Below are 16267 nucleotides of genomic sequence, written 5' to 3'. Positions count from 1 at the left end.
CCAGCGATTTTACCGGGGCGGCCCCGGGGCAGCCCCACCCCACATAATTCCGGGATGCTCTTCTTGCTTTCCCCTGCGAAGTCGCTCGACTACGACACCCCCGTTCCCGCCGAAATCCCCGCCACCCAACCCCATTTCGAATCCCCGCGCGGCCCTTCGGTCGAACTGATCAAGCTGCTGCGCGAGAAGTCGCCGCAGCAGATTTCGGAGCTGATGCACCTGTCGGACAAGCTCTCCGCCCTCAACGTGGCGCGCTACCAGGCCTGGGCCGGCAAGAGCACGCCGAAAAATGCCCGCCAGGCGGCCTTTGCATTCGACGGCGACGTGTACGGCGGCCTCGATGCCCGCTCGCTCACGCCCACCCAACTGGCCTGGGCGCAGGAGCACCTGTGCATCCTGAGCGGGCTCTACGGCCTGCTGCGTCCGCTGGACCTGCTGCAGCCCTACCGGCTCGAGATGGGCACGCCGCTTGCCAATCGCCATGGCAAGGACCTGTATGCCTTCTGGGGCCCGCGCATTGCGGAACACCTCAACGAGCGCCTGGCGGCAGACCGCACGCCTGTCGTGGTCAATGTCGCCTCGCAGGAATATTTCAAGTCGGTGGACCTGAAGACGCTCAAGGCCCGCGTGGTCGAATGCGTGTTCGAGGAGTGGAAGGGCGACAAGTACAAGATCGTGAGCTTCTACGCCAAGCGCGCCCGCGGCCTGCTCGCGCGCTGGGCGGTGCTGCACAAGGCGGCCACGCCCAAGGCGCTGGAAAAATTCGATCTCGAGGGTTATGGTTTCGACGCCAAGGTGTCTAGCGCCGAAAGGCTGGTGTTCAGAAGGAAGACTTGATATGTCACAGGCGATCAGTCCCGAGCTGAGGGAATGGCTGGTGTCGCAGCTCGCGGCGGGGCATTCGGTGCCCGCGCTGCGCGCGTCGATGCGCGCAGCCGGCTGGCAGGACTCCGCTACCGATCTCGCGCTGGCTCAGCTCGAGGCCGGATTTCCCCATGTGGAAGTGGCCAAGCCGCCGCGCACCCACATGCCCGGCCCCGACCTCGAAGGCGCGCCGCTGTACATCGATGCGGGCGACCGCCGCGTGCAGGTGCTGCACACCATGCGGCATCCGCGCGTGGTGGTGTTCGGCAACCTGCTGTCGCCCGAGGAATGCGAAGGCCTGATTGCCGCGGCGCGGGTGCGGCTGGCGCGTTCGCTCACGGTCGAAACCCGCACCGGCGGCGAAGTGCTGAACGTCGACCGCACCAGCGAAGGCATGTTCTTCGAGCGCGGCGAGAACGACATCGTCGCGCGCCTGGAGCAGCGCATTGCCGCATTGCTGCGCTGGCCGGTGGAATTCGGCGAAGGCCTGCAGATCCTGCGCTATGCGCCCGGCGCGCAGTACCGTCCGCACTACGACTATTTCGATCCGGGCGAGCCCGGCACGCCCACCATCCTCAAGCGCGGCGGCCAGCGCGTGGCCACGCTCGTGATGTACCTGCAGGAGCCCGAGCAGGGCGGTGCCACCACCTTCCCCGACGTAGGCCTGGAAGTCGCGCCCGTGCGCGGCACCGGCGTGTTCTTCAGTTACGACGAGCCCGACCCCGCCACCCGCACGCTGCATGGCGGCGCGCCCGTGCTGGCGGGCGAGAAGTGGGTTGCCACCAAGTGGCTGCGCGAGCGCGAATTCAAATAGCCGCAAGGAACCGATGAAAGTCACCGCCAACGGGCTGCAGATCGAAGTCGACGACACCGGCGGCGAGGGACGGCCCGTCGTCCTGCTCATCATGGGCTTGGGCATGCAGCTGGTCGCATGGCCGAACGGCTTCGTGCGGCAACTGGTCGACGCGGGCTTTCGCGTGGTGCGCCACGACAACCGCGACATCGGCCTGAGCCAGGGCTTCGACCATGCCGGTACCGGCAACATCGTCTGGGAAACCGTTCGCCACCGCCTCGGGCTGAAGGTGCGCTCGGCCTACACCCTGCAGGACATGACGCAGGACTCGATCGGCGTGCTCGACGCGCTGGGCATCGCCAGGGCCCATATCGTCGGGGCCTCCATGGGCGGCATGATCGCCCAGCGCCTTGCCGCCAGTGCGCCGCAGCGCGTTGCCAGCCTCGTGAGCATCATGAGTTCGAGCGGCGCGCGCGGCCTGCCCGGTCCGCGCCGCGAGGTGACGGCCATGCTCATGCGCAGGCCCCTGGGCCGCAGCGAGGCCGAGCTCGTTGCGCACAGCATCAGGCTCCTGCGCCTGATCCAGAGCCCGGCGTATCCACAGACCGACGAAGAACTGGCCGAACGCCTCACCTTCAGCATGCGCCGTTCGTACCGTCCCGCCGGCCTGATGCGGCAGATGCTGGCCATCGGCGCCGATGACGATCGCCCGCAGATCCTGCCGCGCATCCAGAGCCCGACGCTGGTGCTGCACGGCGAAGCCGACGCCCTCGTGCCCATTGCCTGCGGCAAGGATTCGGCGGAGCGCATTCCGGGCGCGACGTTCATCGGCATTCCCGGCATGGGCCACGACCTGCCGCCCCAGGTCTGCACCATCCTCGCCAACCACATCGCTCCGTTCGCGCACGCCGCGGACGCCAAGGACAAGCCATGAGCCTCGACAATCACCCCGACAACCCGAACACCCCCGAGCAGTCGCAGCTGGGCCGTGCCTCGGCCTACGCCGACAAGTACGACGCCTCGCTGCTGTTTCCGATTTCGCGCGCCACCCAGCGTGAGGCCATGGGCATCACCGGCGGTGCATTGCCTTTCTTTGGTGCCGATCTCTGGACCGCCTTCGAGGTGAGCTGGCTCAACCTGCGCGGCAAGCCGCAGCTGGCCATCGCGCACTTCACCATTCCCTGCGAAACGCCCAACATCATCGAGAGCAAGTCGTTCAAGCTGTACCTCAACAGCTTCAACAGCACTGCTTTCGCGAGCCTCGATGCCGTGCGCGAGCGCCTGCGCGCCGACCTGTCCGAAGCGCTCTGGCGCGGCAGCGACCAGTCTGCCGGCATCGGCGTGAAGCTGCTGGCGCCCGACATGTTCGACCGCGAGCCGGTGCACGAACTCGACGGCCTCGACCTCGACCGGCTCGACATCGAGTGCACCCACTACCAGCCCGCGCCCGAGCTGCTGTCGAGCGACACCACCCAGCCGCCGGTGAACGAAACGCTCACCAGCCGCCTGCTCAAGAGCAATTGCCTGGTCACCGGCCAACCCGACTGGGGCAGCGTGCAGATCCGCTATAGCGGCCCGGCCATCGAGCAGGCCGGCCTCCTGGCGTACATCGTGAGCTTTCGCAACCACAACGAGTTTCACGAGCCCTGCGTCGAGCGCATGTTCACCGACATCTGGCGCCAGTGCCAGCCCAACAAGCTCGCCGTGTATGCACGCTACACACGGCGAGGCGGGCTCGACATCAACCCGTTCCGCACCAGCTGGCCGCAGGCGCTGCCGCCAAACATCCGCACCGCGCGGCAATAAAGACGGCGGGCGCTGCCGAAGCCCCTCTTCGGAAATCAGAAACTCGCAGTCCCGGCCCTGTGGCATTCTGGATCTGCCCGTGAATCGCGGGCGGATTTCCGGAGCAGGCACACATGGTTGAAGGAAAAGCGGTCGTCGTTACCGGCGCGGGCGGCGGCATCGGGCGCGACATCGCGCTGGCCATGGCCAGCCACGGCGCCCGGGTGGTGGTGAACGACATCGGCGCCGCGCTCGACGGCGCGGGCGGCTGCGCCGGCCCGGCGCAGCAGGTGGCCGACGAGATCCGCGCCGCGGGCGGCCAGGCCGTGCCCAACACCGACAGCGTGGCCGATGCAGCCAGTGCGGCGCGCATCATCGAATGCGCGGTCGAGAGCTTCGGCCGCATCGATGCCGTGGTCAACAACGCCGGCATCCTGCGCGACCGCTTCTTCCACAAGATGTCGGTCGACGAGTGGGACGCCGTGCTCAAGGTGCATCTCTACGGCGCCTACTACGTGAGCCGCGCGGCCGCGACGCACTTCAAGGAGCAGAACTCGGGCGCTCTGGTGCACATGACCTCGACCTCGGGCCTCATCGGCAACTACGGCCAGGCCAACTATGCGGCGGCCAAGCTCGGCATCGTGGCGCTCTCGAAGTCGATTGCGCTGGACATGCTCAAGTTCAACGTGCGCTCCAACTGCATCGCGCCCTTCGCGTGGAGCCGCATGATCGGCGCCATTCCCACCGACACCGACGAGCAGCGCGCCCGTGTCGACAAGATCAAGCAGATGACGCCTGCCAAGGTCGCGCCGCTCGCCGTGTACCTTGCGAGCGATGCGGCCAGCGCGGTCAACGGCCAGGTCTTCTCGGTGCGCAACAACGAGATCTCGCTCCTCAGCCAGCCGCGGCCGGTGCGCTCCATCCACCGCTCCGAAGGCTGGACCCCGCAGAGCATTGCCGAGCACGCCATGCCCGCCATGCGCGCGAGCTTCTATCCGCTGGACCGTTCGGCGGACGTGTTCAGCTGGGATCCCGTCTGAGGCCAGGCAGCTGAGGTCAAACCCTGAGAAAGGCGCAGACAACGCCATTCGCCGGACAATGCACGCTCCCTTTCTTTCTGGCGCGCTTGTCCGGTGAACCTGCACTTCGATCTGTTCGACCTGAAACTGTTCGTCTACGTGGCGGAGGCGCGCAGCCTCACGCGCGGCGCCGAAAAAGCCTGCATCTCGCTGGCGGCCGCGTCCACCCGCATCAAGCAGATGGAAGAGGCAGTGGGCGGCAAGCTCTTGCACCGCAGCGCGCAGGGCGTGAGCCTCACGGCGGCGGGGCAGGCGGTGCTCTACCACGCCAAGCGCGTGATGCAGCAGATGGAGCACCTGCGCTGCGACATGCAGGACTTCGGCAAGGGCATCAAGGGCCATGTGCGCGTGTTCGCCAACACCACCTCGATCACCGAATACCTGCCGCAGAAGCTGGCCGGCTTTCTCACCCAGCATCCGGCCGTGCAGGTGGACCTGCGTGAATACCTGAGCGAGGAAATCGTGCGCGCCGTGGCCGATGGCGAGGCCGACATCGGCATCCTGGCCGGCGACGTTCACACCGGCGAGTTCGATGCGCGCCCCTTCGGCCGCAACCAGCTCGTGCTGGTGGTGCCCGTCACCCACCACCTTGCGGGCGCGCCCTCGGTGGCCTTTGCCGACACGCTCGACGAGCAGCACGTGGGCCTGCACCACGGCAGCGCCATCCACCGCTTTCTGCAGCGCCGTGCCGAACTGGCCGGCCGCGGCTTCAACCCGCGCATCCAGGTCAGCAGCTTCGAGGCGATCTGCCTGATGATCGAGGCGGGCGTGGGCGTGGGCGTGCTGCCGGCCTCATCGGCGCAGCGGCTGTCGATGGCGATGCGCATCTCGACCGTCGCACTCAGCGATGCATGGGCCGAGCGCGAACTCAAGCTCATCGCGCGCAGCCGCGAGCAGCTGCCGGCCTCGGCGCGCGAGCTGTTCGACCACCTCATCGCGCCTTAGCTGGCGCTTGCTGCGCGGTCTTCAGGGCAGCCAGCGCTCGAGGCGCGGTGCGTCGGCCAGTTGCCAGATGCGCTGGCACAACGCCTTGGCCTCCTCGGCCGTGGCGCCTTCGCCGTAGTGCGCCAGGCGCTGCATCTTGTCCTCGATCTCGGCGCGGCTCAGGGTGTTGCCCGGGTCGCCCTTGGGTTCGTCGACGCGGCCTTGCAGCGTGCGGCCATCGCGCGTCTGCACGCTCACCTTGCCGATCCAGCGCGCGGGATAGGCCGCGTCGACCTCGGTGTCCAGTTCCATCCTCACCCTGTCGCGGAACGCGGCCACCTCGGGCGCGAGAAAGTCGCGGTCGAACTCGCCCAACCCGGCGCGCCCGTGCACCGCGATCAGGCCCAGCACCGTGCCCATCGAGAACTTGCCCTGGTGCACGGTGGCCGGCACCGTGACGCGGCCCAGCACGTCGATGGCGCCCTGGTGCACGTGCGCGGTCACGCGGGCCACGTCGCCTTGCGCGAGCTGGTGCTCGCTCATCACCTGCAGCAGCGCGTCGGCCGCGGGATGCGTGTGGCGGCAGGAGGCGTGGTACTTGAACGAGGTTTCGGCCAGTGCCCAGCGCGTGCCGAGGCGGTCGGTGAGCCGTGCCGGATCGGCATCGCTCGACATGCCCACGCCGAGCCCCTGCGCGCCTTCGAGCACTTTCGCCGCGCCCGTGAAGCCGTCCTGCGCCAGGTAGGCCGACATCAGTCCGCTCGCGGCCGCATGCGCGCAGTGCAACTGCTTGGAATCGGCCGCGTCGCGCAGGAACTCCCACACACCGGCCGACTGCGTGCCGGCCGAACCGAAGGCGTGCAGCATCTGTTGCGGCGTGAGCTTCAACAGGCAGCCCACGGCAGCGGCGGCGGCCAGCGTGCCCGCCGTTGCGGTGGTGTGGAAGGTCTTGTAGTGCGAGCGTCCGAGGAACTCGCCCACGCGGATACCGACCTCGTAGCCCGCCACCACCGCCGTCAGCAGCTGCGCTCCGCTGGCCCCGATGCTCTGCGCCACGGCCAGTGCGGGCGCGATGACCACGGCCGCGGGGTGGAACACCGAGCCGTTGTGCACGTCGTCCTGCTCCACGTAGTGCGAGGCCGCCGCATTGACCAGTGCGGCGAACACCGGCGAACTGGTGCGGCGCGAAACGAGTATTTCACTCGGCCCATCGGCGGGCCCCATCATCTGCGCGAAGCGCTCGATGCTGCGCACCGGCCGCGCCGTGCGCGCGGCGAGCACCGAGCCCAGCCAGTCGAGCATCAGGTCTTCGGTGCGGCGCAGCACGGGGGCGGGAATGTCCGCGAACTTCAGTTCGGCAGCGAAGGTGGCCAGCACCTGGCTCGGATGGTTCGAAACGGTCATGAGGTGCGGCCCCTTCAGAACGAACGCGGTAGGCCGAGCATGTGTTCGGCGACGTAGCTCAGGATGAGATTGGTCGAGATCGGTGCCACCTGGTAGAGACGCGTCTCGCGGAACTTGCGCTCGATGTCGTATTCGCACGCAAAGCCGAAGCCGCCATGGAACTGCAGGCACGCATTGGCCGCCTCCCAGCTCGCCTTGGCCGCGAGGTATTTCGCCATGTTGGCCTGCGCGCCGCAGGGCTCGCGCGCATCGAACAGGCGGCAGGCCTCATAGCGCATGAGGTTGGCGGCCTCGATCTCGATGAAGGCCTCGGCAATCGGAAACTGCACGCCCTGGTTCTGCCCGATGGGCCGGCCGAACACCACGCGCTCCTTGGTGTAGGCCGTCACCTTGTCGATGAACCAGTAGCCATCGCCGATGCACTCCGCCGCGATCAGCGTGCGCTCGGCGTTCAGTCCGTCGAGGATGTACTTGAAGCCCTGGCCTTCCACGCCGATCAGGTTCTCCGCGGGAATCTCGAGATCCTCGAAGAACAGCTCGTTGGTCTCGTGGTTCACCATGTTGAGAATGGGCCGCACCGCCATTCCCTTGCCGATGGCTTCCCGCAGGTCGACGATGAAGATCGACATGCCCTCGGACTTCTTCTTGACGTCCGCGAGCGGCGTGGTGCGCGCCAGCAGGATCATCAGGTCCGAATGCTGGATGCGCGAGATCCACACCTTCTGCCCGTTGATGACATAGCGGTCGCCCTTCTTCACGGCCGTGGTCTTGATCTTGGTGGTGTCGGTGCCGGTGCTGGGCTCGGTCACGCCCATCGACTGCAGGCGCAGTTCGCCGGTGGCGATGCGCGGCAGGTAGTTGCGCTTCTGCGCCTCGCTGCCGTGGCGCAGCAGCGTGCCCATGTTGTACATCTGGCCGTGGCAGGCGCCGGAGTTGCCGCCAGAGCGGTTGATCTCTTCCATGATCACCGAGGCCTCGGTGAGCCCGAGGCCGGAGCCGCCGTATTCCTGCGGAATGAGCGCGGCCATCCAGCCGGCCTGGGTGAGTGCATCGACGAACTCGGCGGGGTAGCCGCGGGCCTCGTCGATCTTGCGGAAGTATTCGTTCGGGAACTGCGCGCACAGGTCGCGCACGGCGTCGCGAATGTCGGGAAAGCGGGTGTCGTTGTGGCTGTTCATGAGTGCTCAATCCTGGCGCGGACCACCGGCTTCTTTCTCTGCACGTTGCCAGATCTCGATGGCCATCGGGTCGTCGATCTCCTCGAGGATGTGGCCCACGAGCGCGATGGCGCGCGCCATCACGCCGAAGCCGCGAATGATCTTCCAGGGAAAGCCGAACTCCGCGGCAATCGCGCCGATGGCGCCCGTCGCATTGATGGGCAGCGACTTGCCCGACACGCGTTCGGCCTCCTGCTGCACCGCCTGCATCAGCGCCACGTAGTGCCCCGAGAGGCCGTTCTCCTCGGCGATCTGGAACAGGCGCGGCGTGCGCGGGTCGATGGGTTTGTGCAGCGGATGACCGAGGCCCGGCACGATCTGCTTGCGCGCGCGGTGGCCGGCGACGATCTCCTGCGCCATGTCGGCGAGCGGCCGCGACGGTTTCTCGCCAAAGGGAATGGCCTCGTAGAGCATCTTCGCCGCGCCTTCGGTGCTGCCCACGAACACCGTGCCCAGCCCGCACAGGCCGGCGGCCACCGCGGCCTGCAGCGCCTCGGGCGCGCCCGCATAGGTCAGGCGCGCGGCCAGCGCGCTCGGCGTGATGCCGTGCTCGACCAGCGTGACGACGATGGCGTTGAAGGTGACCGATTCCTGCGGCGTCGGGATGCGGCCGGTGAGCTCCAGGAAGGCCATGTCGCCGAGGTTCAGGTGGCCGAGGATTTCGGAGGGCAGGTCGCGCCCGCGCACTGTGATCCTGTCGGGCGTGCTGTGGCCGAGTTCCGTGTGAAGGGATTTCTTGATCTTTGTGGTCATGCGCCGAATCTATGCCGCTCTCGCGCGAGCCGGGTCTGTGATTGCGAAACCCTCCCTTCGGCAAATGCAAATGCCGCGCCGTGGTGTGTTCTGTCACGCTGCGGCGATGGACATCGATTCACTCTTGGCAATGCGCGAAGCCGCGCTCGACTACTTTGTTCGCAGCCGTTCGATCCAGCGGCGGCGCGAGCGCACGGAGCGGCCCGACGCCGACGAGACGCAGGGCTGGAGCGCCATCGCCGAGTTGGGGTGGACCGGCATGCTGGCACCCGAATCCGCGGGCGGCCTTGGCCTGGAGCTGGCGGGTGCCGCGCACATCCTCCGGGCCGCGGGCGAGCACGTCGCGCCCGAGCCGCTGCTGGCGGTGGCCGGCCTCAGCGCGCTGCTGCTAGCGCGGCTCGGCACACCGGGCGCGCACGCGCTGCTGGTGGAACTCGTGGCGGGCCGCAGCCTGCCGGCACTGGCCTGGCAGGAGAGCGCGGGCGACCTGAGCGCGGTGCCCCTGGCCTGCGGCTGCGAGCCGCGCGCGGGGCACGCTGGCGGCGTGCTGCTGCAGGGCGAAAAGCTCATGGTGCTGCCCGGCGCGGCGGCCAGCGGCTGGCTGGTCTCGGCGCGTGGCAGCGACGACGCCGTGCTGCTGTGGGTTCCGCGCTGCACAGAAGGCGTGAGCGAAACGCTGGTGCCGCTGGTGGATGGCGGCCAGGCCGCGAACCTGCGCTTCGAGCAGGTGGCGCTGCCGGCGGATTCTGTGCTGGCCGAGGGCCCGGCTGCGCAGGACGCATTGCGCCATGCGCTCGCGGCCGGCCAGATACTGCAAGCGGCCGAGCTGCTGGGCGTGGGGCAGGCCATGCTCGCCCAGACGCTGGCCTACCTGCGCACCCGTTCGCAGTTCGGCAAGCCCATCGGCAGCTTCCAGGCGCTGCAGCACCGCTGCGTGGACATGTTCATACATCTCGAAGTGGCGCAGGCCGCGCTCGACGAGGTGTTGGCACTGTCGAGCCAGGCGCTATCCGCCGAGCGGCTCGAAGCCGAAGCCAGCCGCGTCAATGCCCGCTGCACCGCCGCGGCGCTGCAGGCCTCGCGCACGGCGGTGCAATTGCATGGCGCCATCGGCTACACGCAGGAGTGCGACCTGAGCCTGTACTACAAGCGCACGCTGTGCCTTGCGGCGTGGCTTGGCAATGTCGCAGCGCACCAGCGCCGCCATGCCGCGCTGGCTGATGGCGCGCAAGCGCGGCCGACCACCTGCGCGTGGGAGGGCGAGTTTCCGCGCAGCGCCGACTGGGCCGCGATGCCCGAAGCCGAGTTCCGGCGCATGGTGCGCGCCTTTGTGCAGCAGCGCTATCCGCAGCAGCTGCGCTACCTCTCGCACCGCGCGCGCTGGAGCGAGATCCGCGAGTGGTATCTCACGCTGTCGGGGCAAGGCTGGATCGCGCCGGCCTGGCCCCAGGCGCATGGCGGCATGGGGCTGCCGGCCGACAAGCTCATCGCATGGATCGAGGAGCTCGAGCAGTACGGTGTTGCGCGCGCGCCGGACCAGGGCATCGTGATGATCGGGCCGCTCTTGATCCAGCACGGCACGCCCGAGCAGCAGCACCGCTTCTTGCCGCGCATCCTGAGCGGCGAGCATGTGTGGTGCCAGGGCTATTCGGAGCCCAACGCGGGCTCCGACCTGGCCGGGCTGCGAACCGAGGCCGTGGCCGGGCGCGATGCCGAGGGCGATCACTTCATCGTCAACGGCCAGAAGATCTGGACCACGCTCGCGCAGGACGCCAACCACATCTTCATGCTCGTGCGCACCGACAAGGCCGCGCGCAAGCAGGAGGGCATCAGCTTCCTGCTGTGCGACCTGCGCACATCGGGCATCACGGTGCGGCCTATCCACACGCTCGCGGGCGAGCCCGAGTTCTGCGAGGTGTTCTTCGACAACGTGCGCGTCCCGGCCGAGAACCTGGTGGGCAAGCTGCACGGCGGATGGACGATCGCCAAGGCGCTGCTGGGTTTCGAGCGCATCTTTCTCGGCAGTCCCAAGCAGTCGCAGTACGCGCTGGGCCAGCTTGCGCGGCTGGCACAGGCGCGGCGCCTCTTTGCCGACCCGGTGTTCGCACAGCGCTTTGCCGCACTGCGGCTCGACGTGCTCGACCTGTCGGCGGCGTACACGGGCTTTGCGGACATCGTGCGCGCGGGCAAGCCGCTGCCGGCTTCGGTGTCGCTGCTGAAGATCTGGGCCAGCGAAACCTACCACCGCATTGGCGCACTGCTGGTCGAAGCGGGCGAAGAGCAGGGCGCGGTGGCGGGCGACCAGGTGCTCGACGGGCAGAGCTTCAACCTGCTGTCCCCGCTCATCGGCTCGACGGCCGCAATGATCTACGGCGGCACCAACGAGATCCAGCGCAACATCCTCGCGCGGCAGGTCCTGGACCTGCCCGCCTGAACGATGCGCGCTGCCGAAGAAATACACAACAGGAGACAACGTTCATGCAATCGATCGACTTCACGCGCCGCCATGCCCTGGCCGCGCTGGCAGGCAGCGCACTGGTGGCGGCGCTGCCATCGCGCGCCGTGGCCCAGCAACAGCAGCTGCCACTTCTCATCAAGCTCGTGGTCGGCTATTCCGCGGGCGGCCCGGTGGACGGCGCCGCACGGCTGCTCGCGCCGGCTCTCGGCCAGGAGCTCGGCACGCAGGTCATCGTGGACAACCGCCCCGGCGCCAGCGGCTCGGTGGGCGGCGATGCGGTCGCCAAGGCCGCGCCCGACGGCGCGCTGCTTTTCTTCGGCGCGAGCCCGACGATCACCATCAATCCGAACGTCCAGCGCAAGATGCCCTTCGATCCGATGAAGGACCTGGTGCCCATCGCACCGCTGGTCGACTACACCAACGTGCTCGTGGTCAACAAGGAGCTGCCCGTCCACAGCGTGGCCGAACTGCTGGCCTATGCGAAGGCGCGGCCAGGCAAGGTGTTCTATGGCTCGGCCGGCATCGGCGCGTCGAACCACCTGAGTGGCGCGCTGCTCGAGAAGATGACCGGCGTGCAGCTGACGCACGTGCCGTACAAGGGCAGCGCCCCCGCATTGGCCGATGTGATGGGCGGCACCGTGACCATGATGTTCGACATCATCGCCACCTCGCGCCCGTTCATCCAGTCGGGCAAGCTGCGCGCACTGGCCGTCACCTCGCGCCAGCGCAACCGCATGCTGCCGGAGGTGCCGACCATGATCGAGTCGGGCGTGGCCGGCTACGACGTGGGCGGCTGGTTCGGCCTCTACGGCCCAGCGCGCATGGACCCGGCGCTGGTCGCGCGCATCAACGCCGCCGCGCACAAGGCGCTGGCGCGCGAGGACATTGCCAATCGCCTGCGCGAGCAGGGCTACGAGGTCTGGAGCGGCGGCGCGGACCTGCTTGCGGCCAAGGGCCAGGCCGATCGGAAGCTCTGGGCCACGGCGTCCAAGGGCATCGAGGCGGAATAGCCGATGGCCACCCCGCGAATCCACGAACTGCTCGAGGCGCGTGCGTCACGCGCGCCCGAAGCGGCCTTTCTGTTCGAGCCGGCGGGCGCCGTGTCGTACGCACAGCTGCAGGCCATGGCCGAAGCGGCCACGCAAGACCTGCTGGCCGCCGGTGTGCGGCCGACCGACCGCGTGCTGCTGGTGGCCGAGAACTGTGCCGCGCACATCGCGCTGCTCATGGCCTGCAGCCGCGTCGGCGCATGGTCCTGCGGCGTCAACGCGCGCATGTCGCCCGGCGAGATCGCCGCCATCGCCGAGCGCGCCGACGCGCGGCTGTGCTACTTCACCACCGCCGCCTCCGACGCGGCGTGCCAGCATGCCCGCAGCGCCGGCGCGGTGCCGTCGGCGCTGCCCGGGGCGATGCGCTCGGCCGTGCGCGCCGAGGCCCGGGCGGAGACCGACCCCGCGCTGGCGGACACGGCCGCGATCATCTTCACGTCGGGCACTTCGGGCACGCCGAAGGGCGTGATGGTGTCGCACTGCGGCCTGCTGCATTTCGGGCGCGTGTCGGCTCGCACTCGCTCGCTGGGCGAACGCGACCGGGTCTACGCCTTCCTGCCGATGACGCACATCTTCGGCATTGGCACGGTGCTCATGGCCGCGCTCACCGGAGGCGCCGCGCTGGTGCTGCGCGCGAGCTTCTCGCCGGCCGACACGCTGCACGCGCTGGCGCACGAAGAGGTGTCGAACCTGCTCGGGCCGCCCACGATGTATGCGCGCCTTTTGGCCCATGTCGAGGCGGAGCACATCGTGCCGCGCTTTCCGGCGCTTCGCTATGTGTACACCGGGTCGGCGCCGCTCGACCTGGGGCTCAAGCAACGCGTGGAGGCGCTGTTCGGCCAGCCGCTGCACTATGGCTACGGCCTGTCGGAGTACGCGGGTTCGGTGTTCCTCACACGCGTGGAAGCACCGCGCGCGGACACGGCGGCGGGCTACGTCGTCGAGGGCGGAGAAGCCCGCATCGTGGGCCCCGGCGGCAACGATCTCGCACAGGGCGAAACGGGCGAGATCTGGCTGCGCGGACCTGGCCTCATGCTGGGCTACTTCCGCGATGCCGCGGTCACCGCGCAGGTCATGCGTCCGGGCGGCTGGTATGCGAGCGGTGACCTCGGGCGCTTCGATGCAGACGGTGCGCTGTTCGTGGTCGGGCGGCTCAAGGAGATGATCATCCGGTCGGGCTTCAACGTGTACCCTGCGGAGATAGAGACGGTGATCGGACGCTTTGGCGGCGTGCATCTTTGCGCGGTGGTGGGTGTGCCCGAGGCCGACGGCAACGAGCAGATCGTCGCGTTCCTCGAGATGAAGCCCGGCGCGGTGCTGGACGAGCCGGCGTTGCGCGCCTACCTGGCGGAGCATCTGTCGCCGTACAAGCGGCCCACGCGCGTCGAGACCGTCGTCGCCATGCCCACCACGGCCAACGGCAAGGTGCTCAAGCGGGAACTGCAGGCACGCTGCCGCTAGCTCGCGCTGGTTTCGGACATTTCCTGCAAGGAGCCGCGCCGCCGTCCGCCAGTGCCGCGCGGGAGGAGCGCGCATCCTTCGTGCATCGATACAGGAGACACAGGAAGCACGCCATGGCAGACGATCCGAGCAAGCGCGGCCCGCAGGACCGGACCCGCATCAATGTCAACGAGCCGCACGAGGTGCGCTACTGGACCCAGACGCTGGGCGTGACCGAGGCGCAGCTGCGCTCGGCCGTCGCGGCCGCGGGTGTCGAAGTGAAAGACGTGCGGATCTATCTCGGCAAACCCTGACCAGGATCGCGGCTATTTCGCGAATCTGCAGCCCTGGGCGATCCCGGCATTCCAATACGTAGGCACGCTCCTACACCCGGCCGCGGAGGGGGGGCCGATACTTCTTGCATCTCCCCGCTTCAGGACGCGAAAAGTGAACGTGCCCATTGCCGACCCCCGACCCGCAGGCCGCGACCTTCTGCAGGCCTGCCCATCCAGCAAGGCGAACCCTTCGTCTCCCGCCGCGCAATGAAAGCCTCACCCGGAGCCCGCAGCTGGATTGCCGCTGGCGTGCGCCACGAACTGCTGACCCGCGCCTTGCCGGCCTTGCGGCATGACATGGCCGCGCCGGTATCGGTGATACGCATGGCACTGCTCATGCTCAAGCGCCAGGTGAGCGCGCCATCCATTGATGCGACCGCCTGCGAGGAACGCGTCGCGCTCATCGACAACCAGGTGTCCGAGTTGGTGGAAGGCATTCGCTCGCTGCGCGACTGGGAGTTGGCCACGGTGGACGACGGCATCACGCGCAGCGCGCTGGTGGCGCAGTGCGTGAGCCTGATGCGGGCCGCCTTCGACATGCACGGGGTGGCGCTCGATGTCGACCCCGCGCTCGAACCGCAGGTGCACGAACCTCGCCGGCCGCAGGGGGCCGCGCTGCGCTATCTGTTCCTGGGCGGGCTCGGCTATCTGCACGATGGCGCGTCCGATGCCGGTGCGATCCGCATCGAGGCCGACGGTGACGATGCGCTCCGGTTGAGCGCCTTGCCGCGCGAGTCCAGCGGCGTCAGCCCGGTGCTCGACGCGCACCGCGCACCGCGCGCGCTGGCCATCGATGCGATCGCGCTGCAAAGCCTGGCCGAAGACCTGGGTTACGCCGTGGCGCTGGAGCGCGACAGCGTGCGGTTCCCGCTCGCAACGGGCTGAAGACTCGGCGCTCCGTTTCGCCTCCCGGGCGGCGCGGCCTTGGCGCCGGCCCTGCGCGTCTTGCCAAGTTCACGAAGTTCACGCGCCTGGGTTTGCCTGTGCATCCGCAAGAAGGCGAGCAGCCGCTGTTCCGCGGCGTGGAGCCCGCGCGTCTTGCGGGCTGCGGTGCGGGCCGTCATCTTTCGCAGCACCTCCGACGAGGCGTCTTCGCCATCGCCCGCGAGCGCGCTGCCCAGGGCCAGCACGGCCGGGTGTACATAGGCCTTCTTGCACACGGCGGGGGTGTTGCCGAGCTGCCTGGCCACCGCGGACAGGATCTCCTTGGCGCTGTAGCAGCTGCTGTCGGCGGCGGCACGGTCCGGCTCGCAGGCCAGCCGCGTGAGCTCCAATGCCTGCACCGTGCCATGCCAGGTCCGGAAGTCCTTCGCGGTGAAGCGCTCGCCGGGCGAGGCTTCGGCGATGTAGTCATTCACGTCGGTGGACGACACGCCGCGGAGCTGCCCGTCTTCTTCCTGGTACTGGAACAGCGCCTGGCCGGGCAGTTGCTGGCACTGGCGCACCACCTTCGCGACGCGCGGATCGTCGAGCAGGGCCTCGTGCATCACGCCGCTCTTGCCCCGAAAGCGCAGCCGCAGCGCCGCCCCGCGCACCGCCGCGTGCCGGTTGCGCAGCGTGGTCAGGCCGTAGGAGCCGTTGCTGCTCGCATACTCCTCGTTTCCCACGCGCAGCAGCGTGGTGTCGAGCAGCCGCACCAGCGCTGCCAGCACTTGCTGGCGCCCCGGCACCGCCGTGGCCGCGCCTTCCTGCAGGTCGCGCGCCACGCGGGCACGGATGCGCGGCAGCGCGAGCCCGAAGGCTTCGAGTCGCTCGAACTTGGTCTCGTCCTTGAAAAGCCGCCAGTCGGCGTGGTAGCGGTATTGCTTGCGCCCCCGGGCATCGATACCGGTGGCCTGGAGGTGGCCGTTGGGCAGCGGGCAGATCCAGACCTGGGTGTAGGCCGGCGGAATCGCCAGCATGCGGATGCGCGAGAGCTCGTCCGTGTCGCGCACCCAGCGGCCCTCCGCGTCGCGGTAGCGAAAGCGGTCGCCCTGCTTCAGGCGCCGGATGCCCGGCATGTCCGGATTCACATAGACCAGGCCATTGGCGATCGGGGTCGGCTTCGAAGGCGGCGAGTTCGGTGAAGGCGGGGTGGAGCGAGCCGGCATGGGGTTTGCGTGGTGACGGTACTCAGAGCTTGTGCCTGCACCGACAATCGCCGCCTGTAGGACGCCGCAATCGCCG

Annotated in this window: 15 protein-coding genes; 11 read left to right on the top strand and 4 right to left on the bottom strand. The window is 68.6% G+C overall.

Annotation, left to right across the window (positions count from 1 at the left end):
- Nucleotides 1–54: 54 nt before the first annotated feature.
- The 6 genes from yaaA to ACAM55_RS18530 all read left to right on the top strand — a co-directional run bounded on the left by yaaA (nt 55) and on the right by ACAM55_RS18530 (nt 5466).
- Nucleotides 55–837 carry a peroxide stress protein YaaA gene (gene yaaA / locus ACAM55_RS18555; RefSeq protein WP_369652953.1) on the top strand — a complete coding sequence of 261 codons (783 nt, stop codon included), beginning with the start codon at nt 55–57 and terminating at the stop codon, nt 835–837.
- A 1-nt stretch (nt 838) separates the two neighbouring features.
- The gene (locus ACAM55_RS18550) at nt 839–1678 is read left to right on the top strand and encodes a 2OG-Fe(II) oxygenase (RefSeq protein ID WP_369652952.1); all 840 of its coding nucleotides are present in this window, start codon (nt 839–841) and stop codon (nt 1676–1678) included.
- A 13-nt stretch (nt 1679–1691) separates the two neighbouring features.
- A complete protein-coding gene (locus ACAM55_RS18545; RefSeq protein ID WP_369652951.1) occupies nt 1692–2591 on the top strand; it encodes an alpha/beta fold hydrolase in 900 nt (299 codons plus the stop codon).
- A complete protein-coding gene (gene queF / locus ACAM55_RS18540) occupies nt 2588–3463 on the top strand; it encodes an NADPH-dependent 7-cyano-7-deazaguanine reductase QueF (RefSeq protein WP_369652950.1) in 876 nt (291 codons plus the stop codon). The genes ACAM55_RS18545 and queF overlap by 4 nt, the downstream gene beginning before the upstream one ends.
- 113 nt (nt 3464–3576) lie before the next feature.
- Nucleotides 3577–4482 (top strand): SDR family oxidoreductase, encoded by a 906-nt coding sequence (locus ACAM55_RS18535; RefSeq protein WP_369652949.1) that lies wholly within the window; start codon nt 3577–3579, stop codon nt 4480–4482.
- 93 nt (nt 4483–4575) lie between these two features.
- Nucleotides 4576–5466, top strand: coding sequence for a LysR substrate-binding domain-containing protein (locus tag ACAM55_RS18530; protein WP_369652948.1), 891 nt, complete (start codon nt 4576–4578; stop codon nt 5464–5466).
- 21 nt (nt 5467–5487) lie between these two features.
- Here ACAM55_RS18530 and ACAM55_RS18525 read toward each other — a convergent pair whose 3' ends face one another.
- The 3 genes from ACAM55_RS18525 to ACAM55_RS18515 are packed head-to-tail and all read right to left on the bottom strand — an operon-like array spanning nt 5488 to nt 8819.
- Nucleotides 5488–6849, bottom strand: coding sequence for an MmgE/PrpD family protein (locus tag ACAM55_RS18525; RefSeq protein ID WP_369652947.1), 1362 nt, complete (start codon nt 6847–6849; stop codon nt 5488–5490).
- A gap of 14 nt (nt 6850–6863) precedes the next feature.
- Nucleotides 6864–8027, bottom strand: coding sequence for an acyl-CoA dehydrogenase family protein (locus tag ACAM55_RS18520; RefSeq protein ID WP_369652946.1), 1164 nt, complete (start codon nt 8025–8027; stop codon nt 6864–6866).
- 6 nt (nt 8028–8033) lie between these two features.
- A complete protein-coding gene (locus tag ACAM55_RS18515) occupies nt 8034–8819 on the bottom strand; it encodes a citryl-CoA lyase (RefSeq protein ID WP_369652945.1) in 786 nt (261 codons plus the stop codon).
- A 106-nt stretch (nt 8820–8925) separates the two neighbouring features.
- Between ACAM55_RS18515 and ACAM55_RS18510 the strand changes: the two genes are divergently transcribed.
- The 5 genes from ACAM55_RS18510 to ACAM55_RS18490 all read left to right on the top strand — a co-directional run bounded on the left by ACAM55_RS18510 (nt 8926) and on the right by ACAM55_RS18490 (nt 14986).
- The gene (locus ACAM55_RS18510) at nt 8926–11253 is read left to right on the top strand and encodes an acyl-CoA dehydrogenase (RefSeq protein ID WP_369652944.1); all 2328 of its coding nucleotides are present in this window, start codon (nt 8926–8928) and stop codon (nt 11251–11253) included.
- Between the two features lie 44 nt (nt 11254–11297).
- Nucleotides 11298–12287: a Bug family tripartite tricarboxylate transporter substrate binding protein gene (locus tag ACAM55_RS18505; RefSeq protein ID WP_369652943.1), complete on the top strand. Its 990-nt coding sequence runs from the start codon at nt 11298–11300 to the stop codon at nt 12285–12287.
- Nucleotides 12288–12290: 3 nt separating this feature from the next.
- Complete coding sequence (locus ACAM55_RS18500) at nt 12291–13787, top strand: class I adenylate-forming enzyme family protein (RefSeq protein ID WP_369652942.1); 1497 nt, start codon at nt 12291–12293, stop codon at nt 13785–13787.
- Nucleotides 13788–13900: 113 nt separating this feature from the next.
- Nucleotides 13901–14080, top strand: a complete 180-nt coding sequence (locus ACAM55_RS18495; RefSeq protein ID WP_369652941.1) for a DUF3606 domain-containing protein — start codon at nt 13901–13903, stop codon at nt 14078–14080.
- 228 nt (nt 14081–14308) lie between these two features.
- Nucleotides 14309–14986, top strand: coding sequence for a hypothetical protein (locus ACAM55_RS18490; protein ID WP_369652940.1), 678 nt, complete (start codon nt 14309–14311; stop codon nt 14984–14986).
- Here ACAM55_RS18490 and ACAM55_RS18485 read toward each other — a convergent pair.
- The gene (locus ACAM55_RS18485) at nt 14932–16191 is read right to left on the bottom strand and encodes a DNA topoisomerase IB (protein ID WP_369652939.1); all 1260 of its coding nucleotides are present in this window, start codon (nt 16189–16191) and stop codon (nt 14932–14934) included. The genes ACAM55_RS18490 and ACAM55_RS18485 overlap by 55 nt on opposite strands.
- Between the last annotated feature and the right edge of the window lie 76 nt (nt 16192–16267).

This window comes from Variovorax sp. V213, assembly GCF_041154455.1.
Lineage (GTDB): Bacteria > Pseudomonadota > Gammaproteobacteria > Burkholderiales > Burkholderiaceae_C > Variovorax.
This window is presented reverse-complemented; position numbering and strand designations above follow the sequence as displayed.

Coding starts and splice junctions, on each gene's coding strand:
- yaaA (WP_369652953.1), top strand. CDS start 55: ATGCTCTTCTTGCTTTCCCCTGCGAAGTCGCTCGACTACGACACCCCC.
- ACAM55_RS18550 (WP_369652952.1), top strand. CDS start 839: ATGTCACAGGCGATCAGTCCCGAGCTGAGGGAATGGCTGGTGTCGCAG.
- ACAM55_RS18545 (WP_369652951.1), top strand. CDS start 1,692: ATGAAAGTCACCGCCAACGGGCTGCAGATCGAAGTCGACGACACCGGC.
- queF (WP_369652950.1), top strand. CDS start 2,588: ATGAGCCTCGACAATCACCCCGACAACCCGAACACCCCCGAGCAGTCG.
- ACAM55_RS18535 (WP_369652949.1), top strand. CDS start 3,577: ATGGTTGAAGGAAAAGCGGTCGTCGTTACCGGCGCGGGCGGCGGCATC.
- ACAM55_RS18525 (WP_369652947.1), bottom strand. CDS start 6,849: ATGACCGTTTCGAACCATCCGAGCCAGGTGCTGGCCACCTTCGCTGCC.
- ACAM55_RS18520 (WP_369652946.1), bottom strand. CDS start 8,027: ATGAACAGCCACAACGACACCCGCTTTCCCGACATTCGCGACGCCGTG.
- ACAM55_RS18515 (WP_369652945.1), bottom strand. CDS start 8,819: ATGACCACAAAGATCAAGAAATCCCTTCACACGGAACTCGGCCACAGC.
- ACAM55_RS18510 (WP_369652944.1), top strand. CDS start 8,926: ATGGACATCGATTCACTCTTGGCAATGCGCGAAGCCGCGCTCGACTAC.
- ACAM55_RS18505 (WP_369652943.1), top strand. CDS start 11,298: ATGCAATCGATCGACTTCACGCGCCGCCATGCCCTGGCCGCGCTGGCA.
- ACAM55_RS18500 (WP_369652942.1), top strand. CDS start 12,291: ATGGCCACCCCGCGAATCCACGAACTGCTCGAGGCGCGTGCGTCACGC.
- ACAM55_RS18495 (WP_369652941.1), top strand. CDS start 13,901: ATGGCAGACGATCCGAGCAAGCGCGGCCCGCAGGACCGGACCCGCATC.
- ACAM55_RS18490 (WP_369652940.1), top strand. CDS start 14,309: ATGAAAGCCTCACCCGGAGCCCGCAGCTGGATTGCCGCTGGCGTGCGC.
- ACAM55_RS18485 (WP_369652939.1), bottom strand. CDS start 16,191: ATGCCGGCTCGCTCCACCCCGCCTTCACCGAACTCGCCGCCTTCGAAG.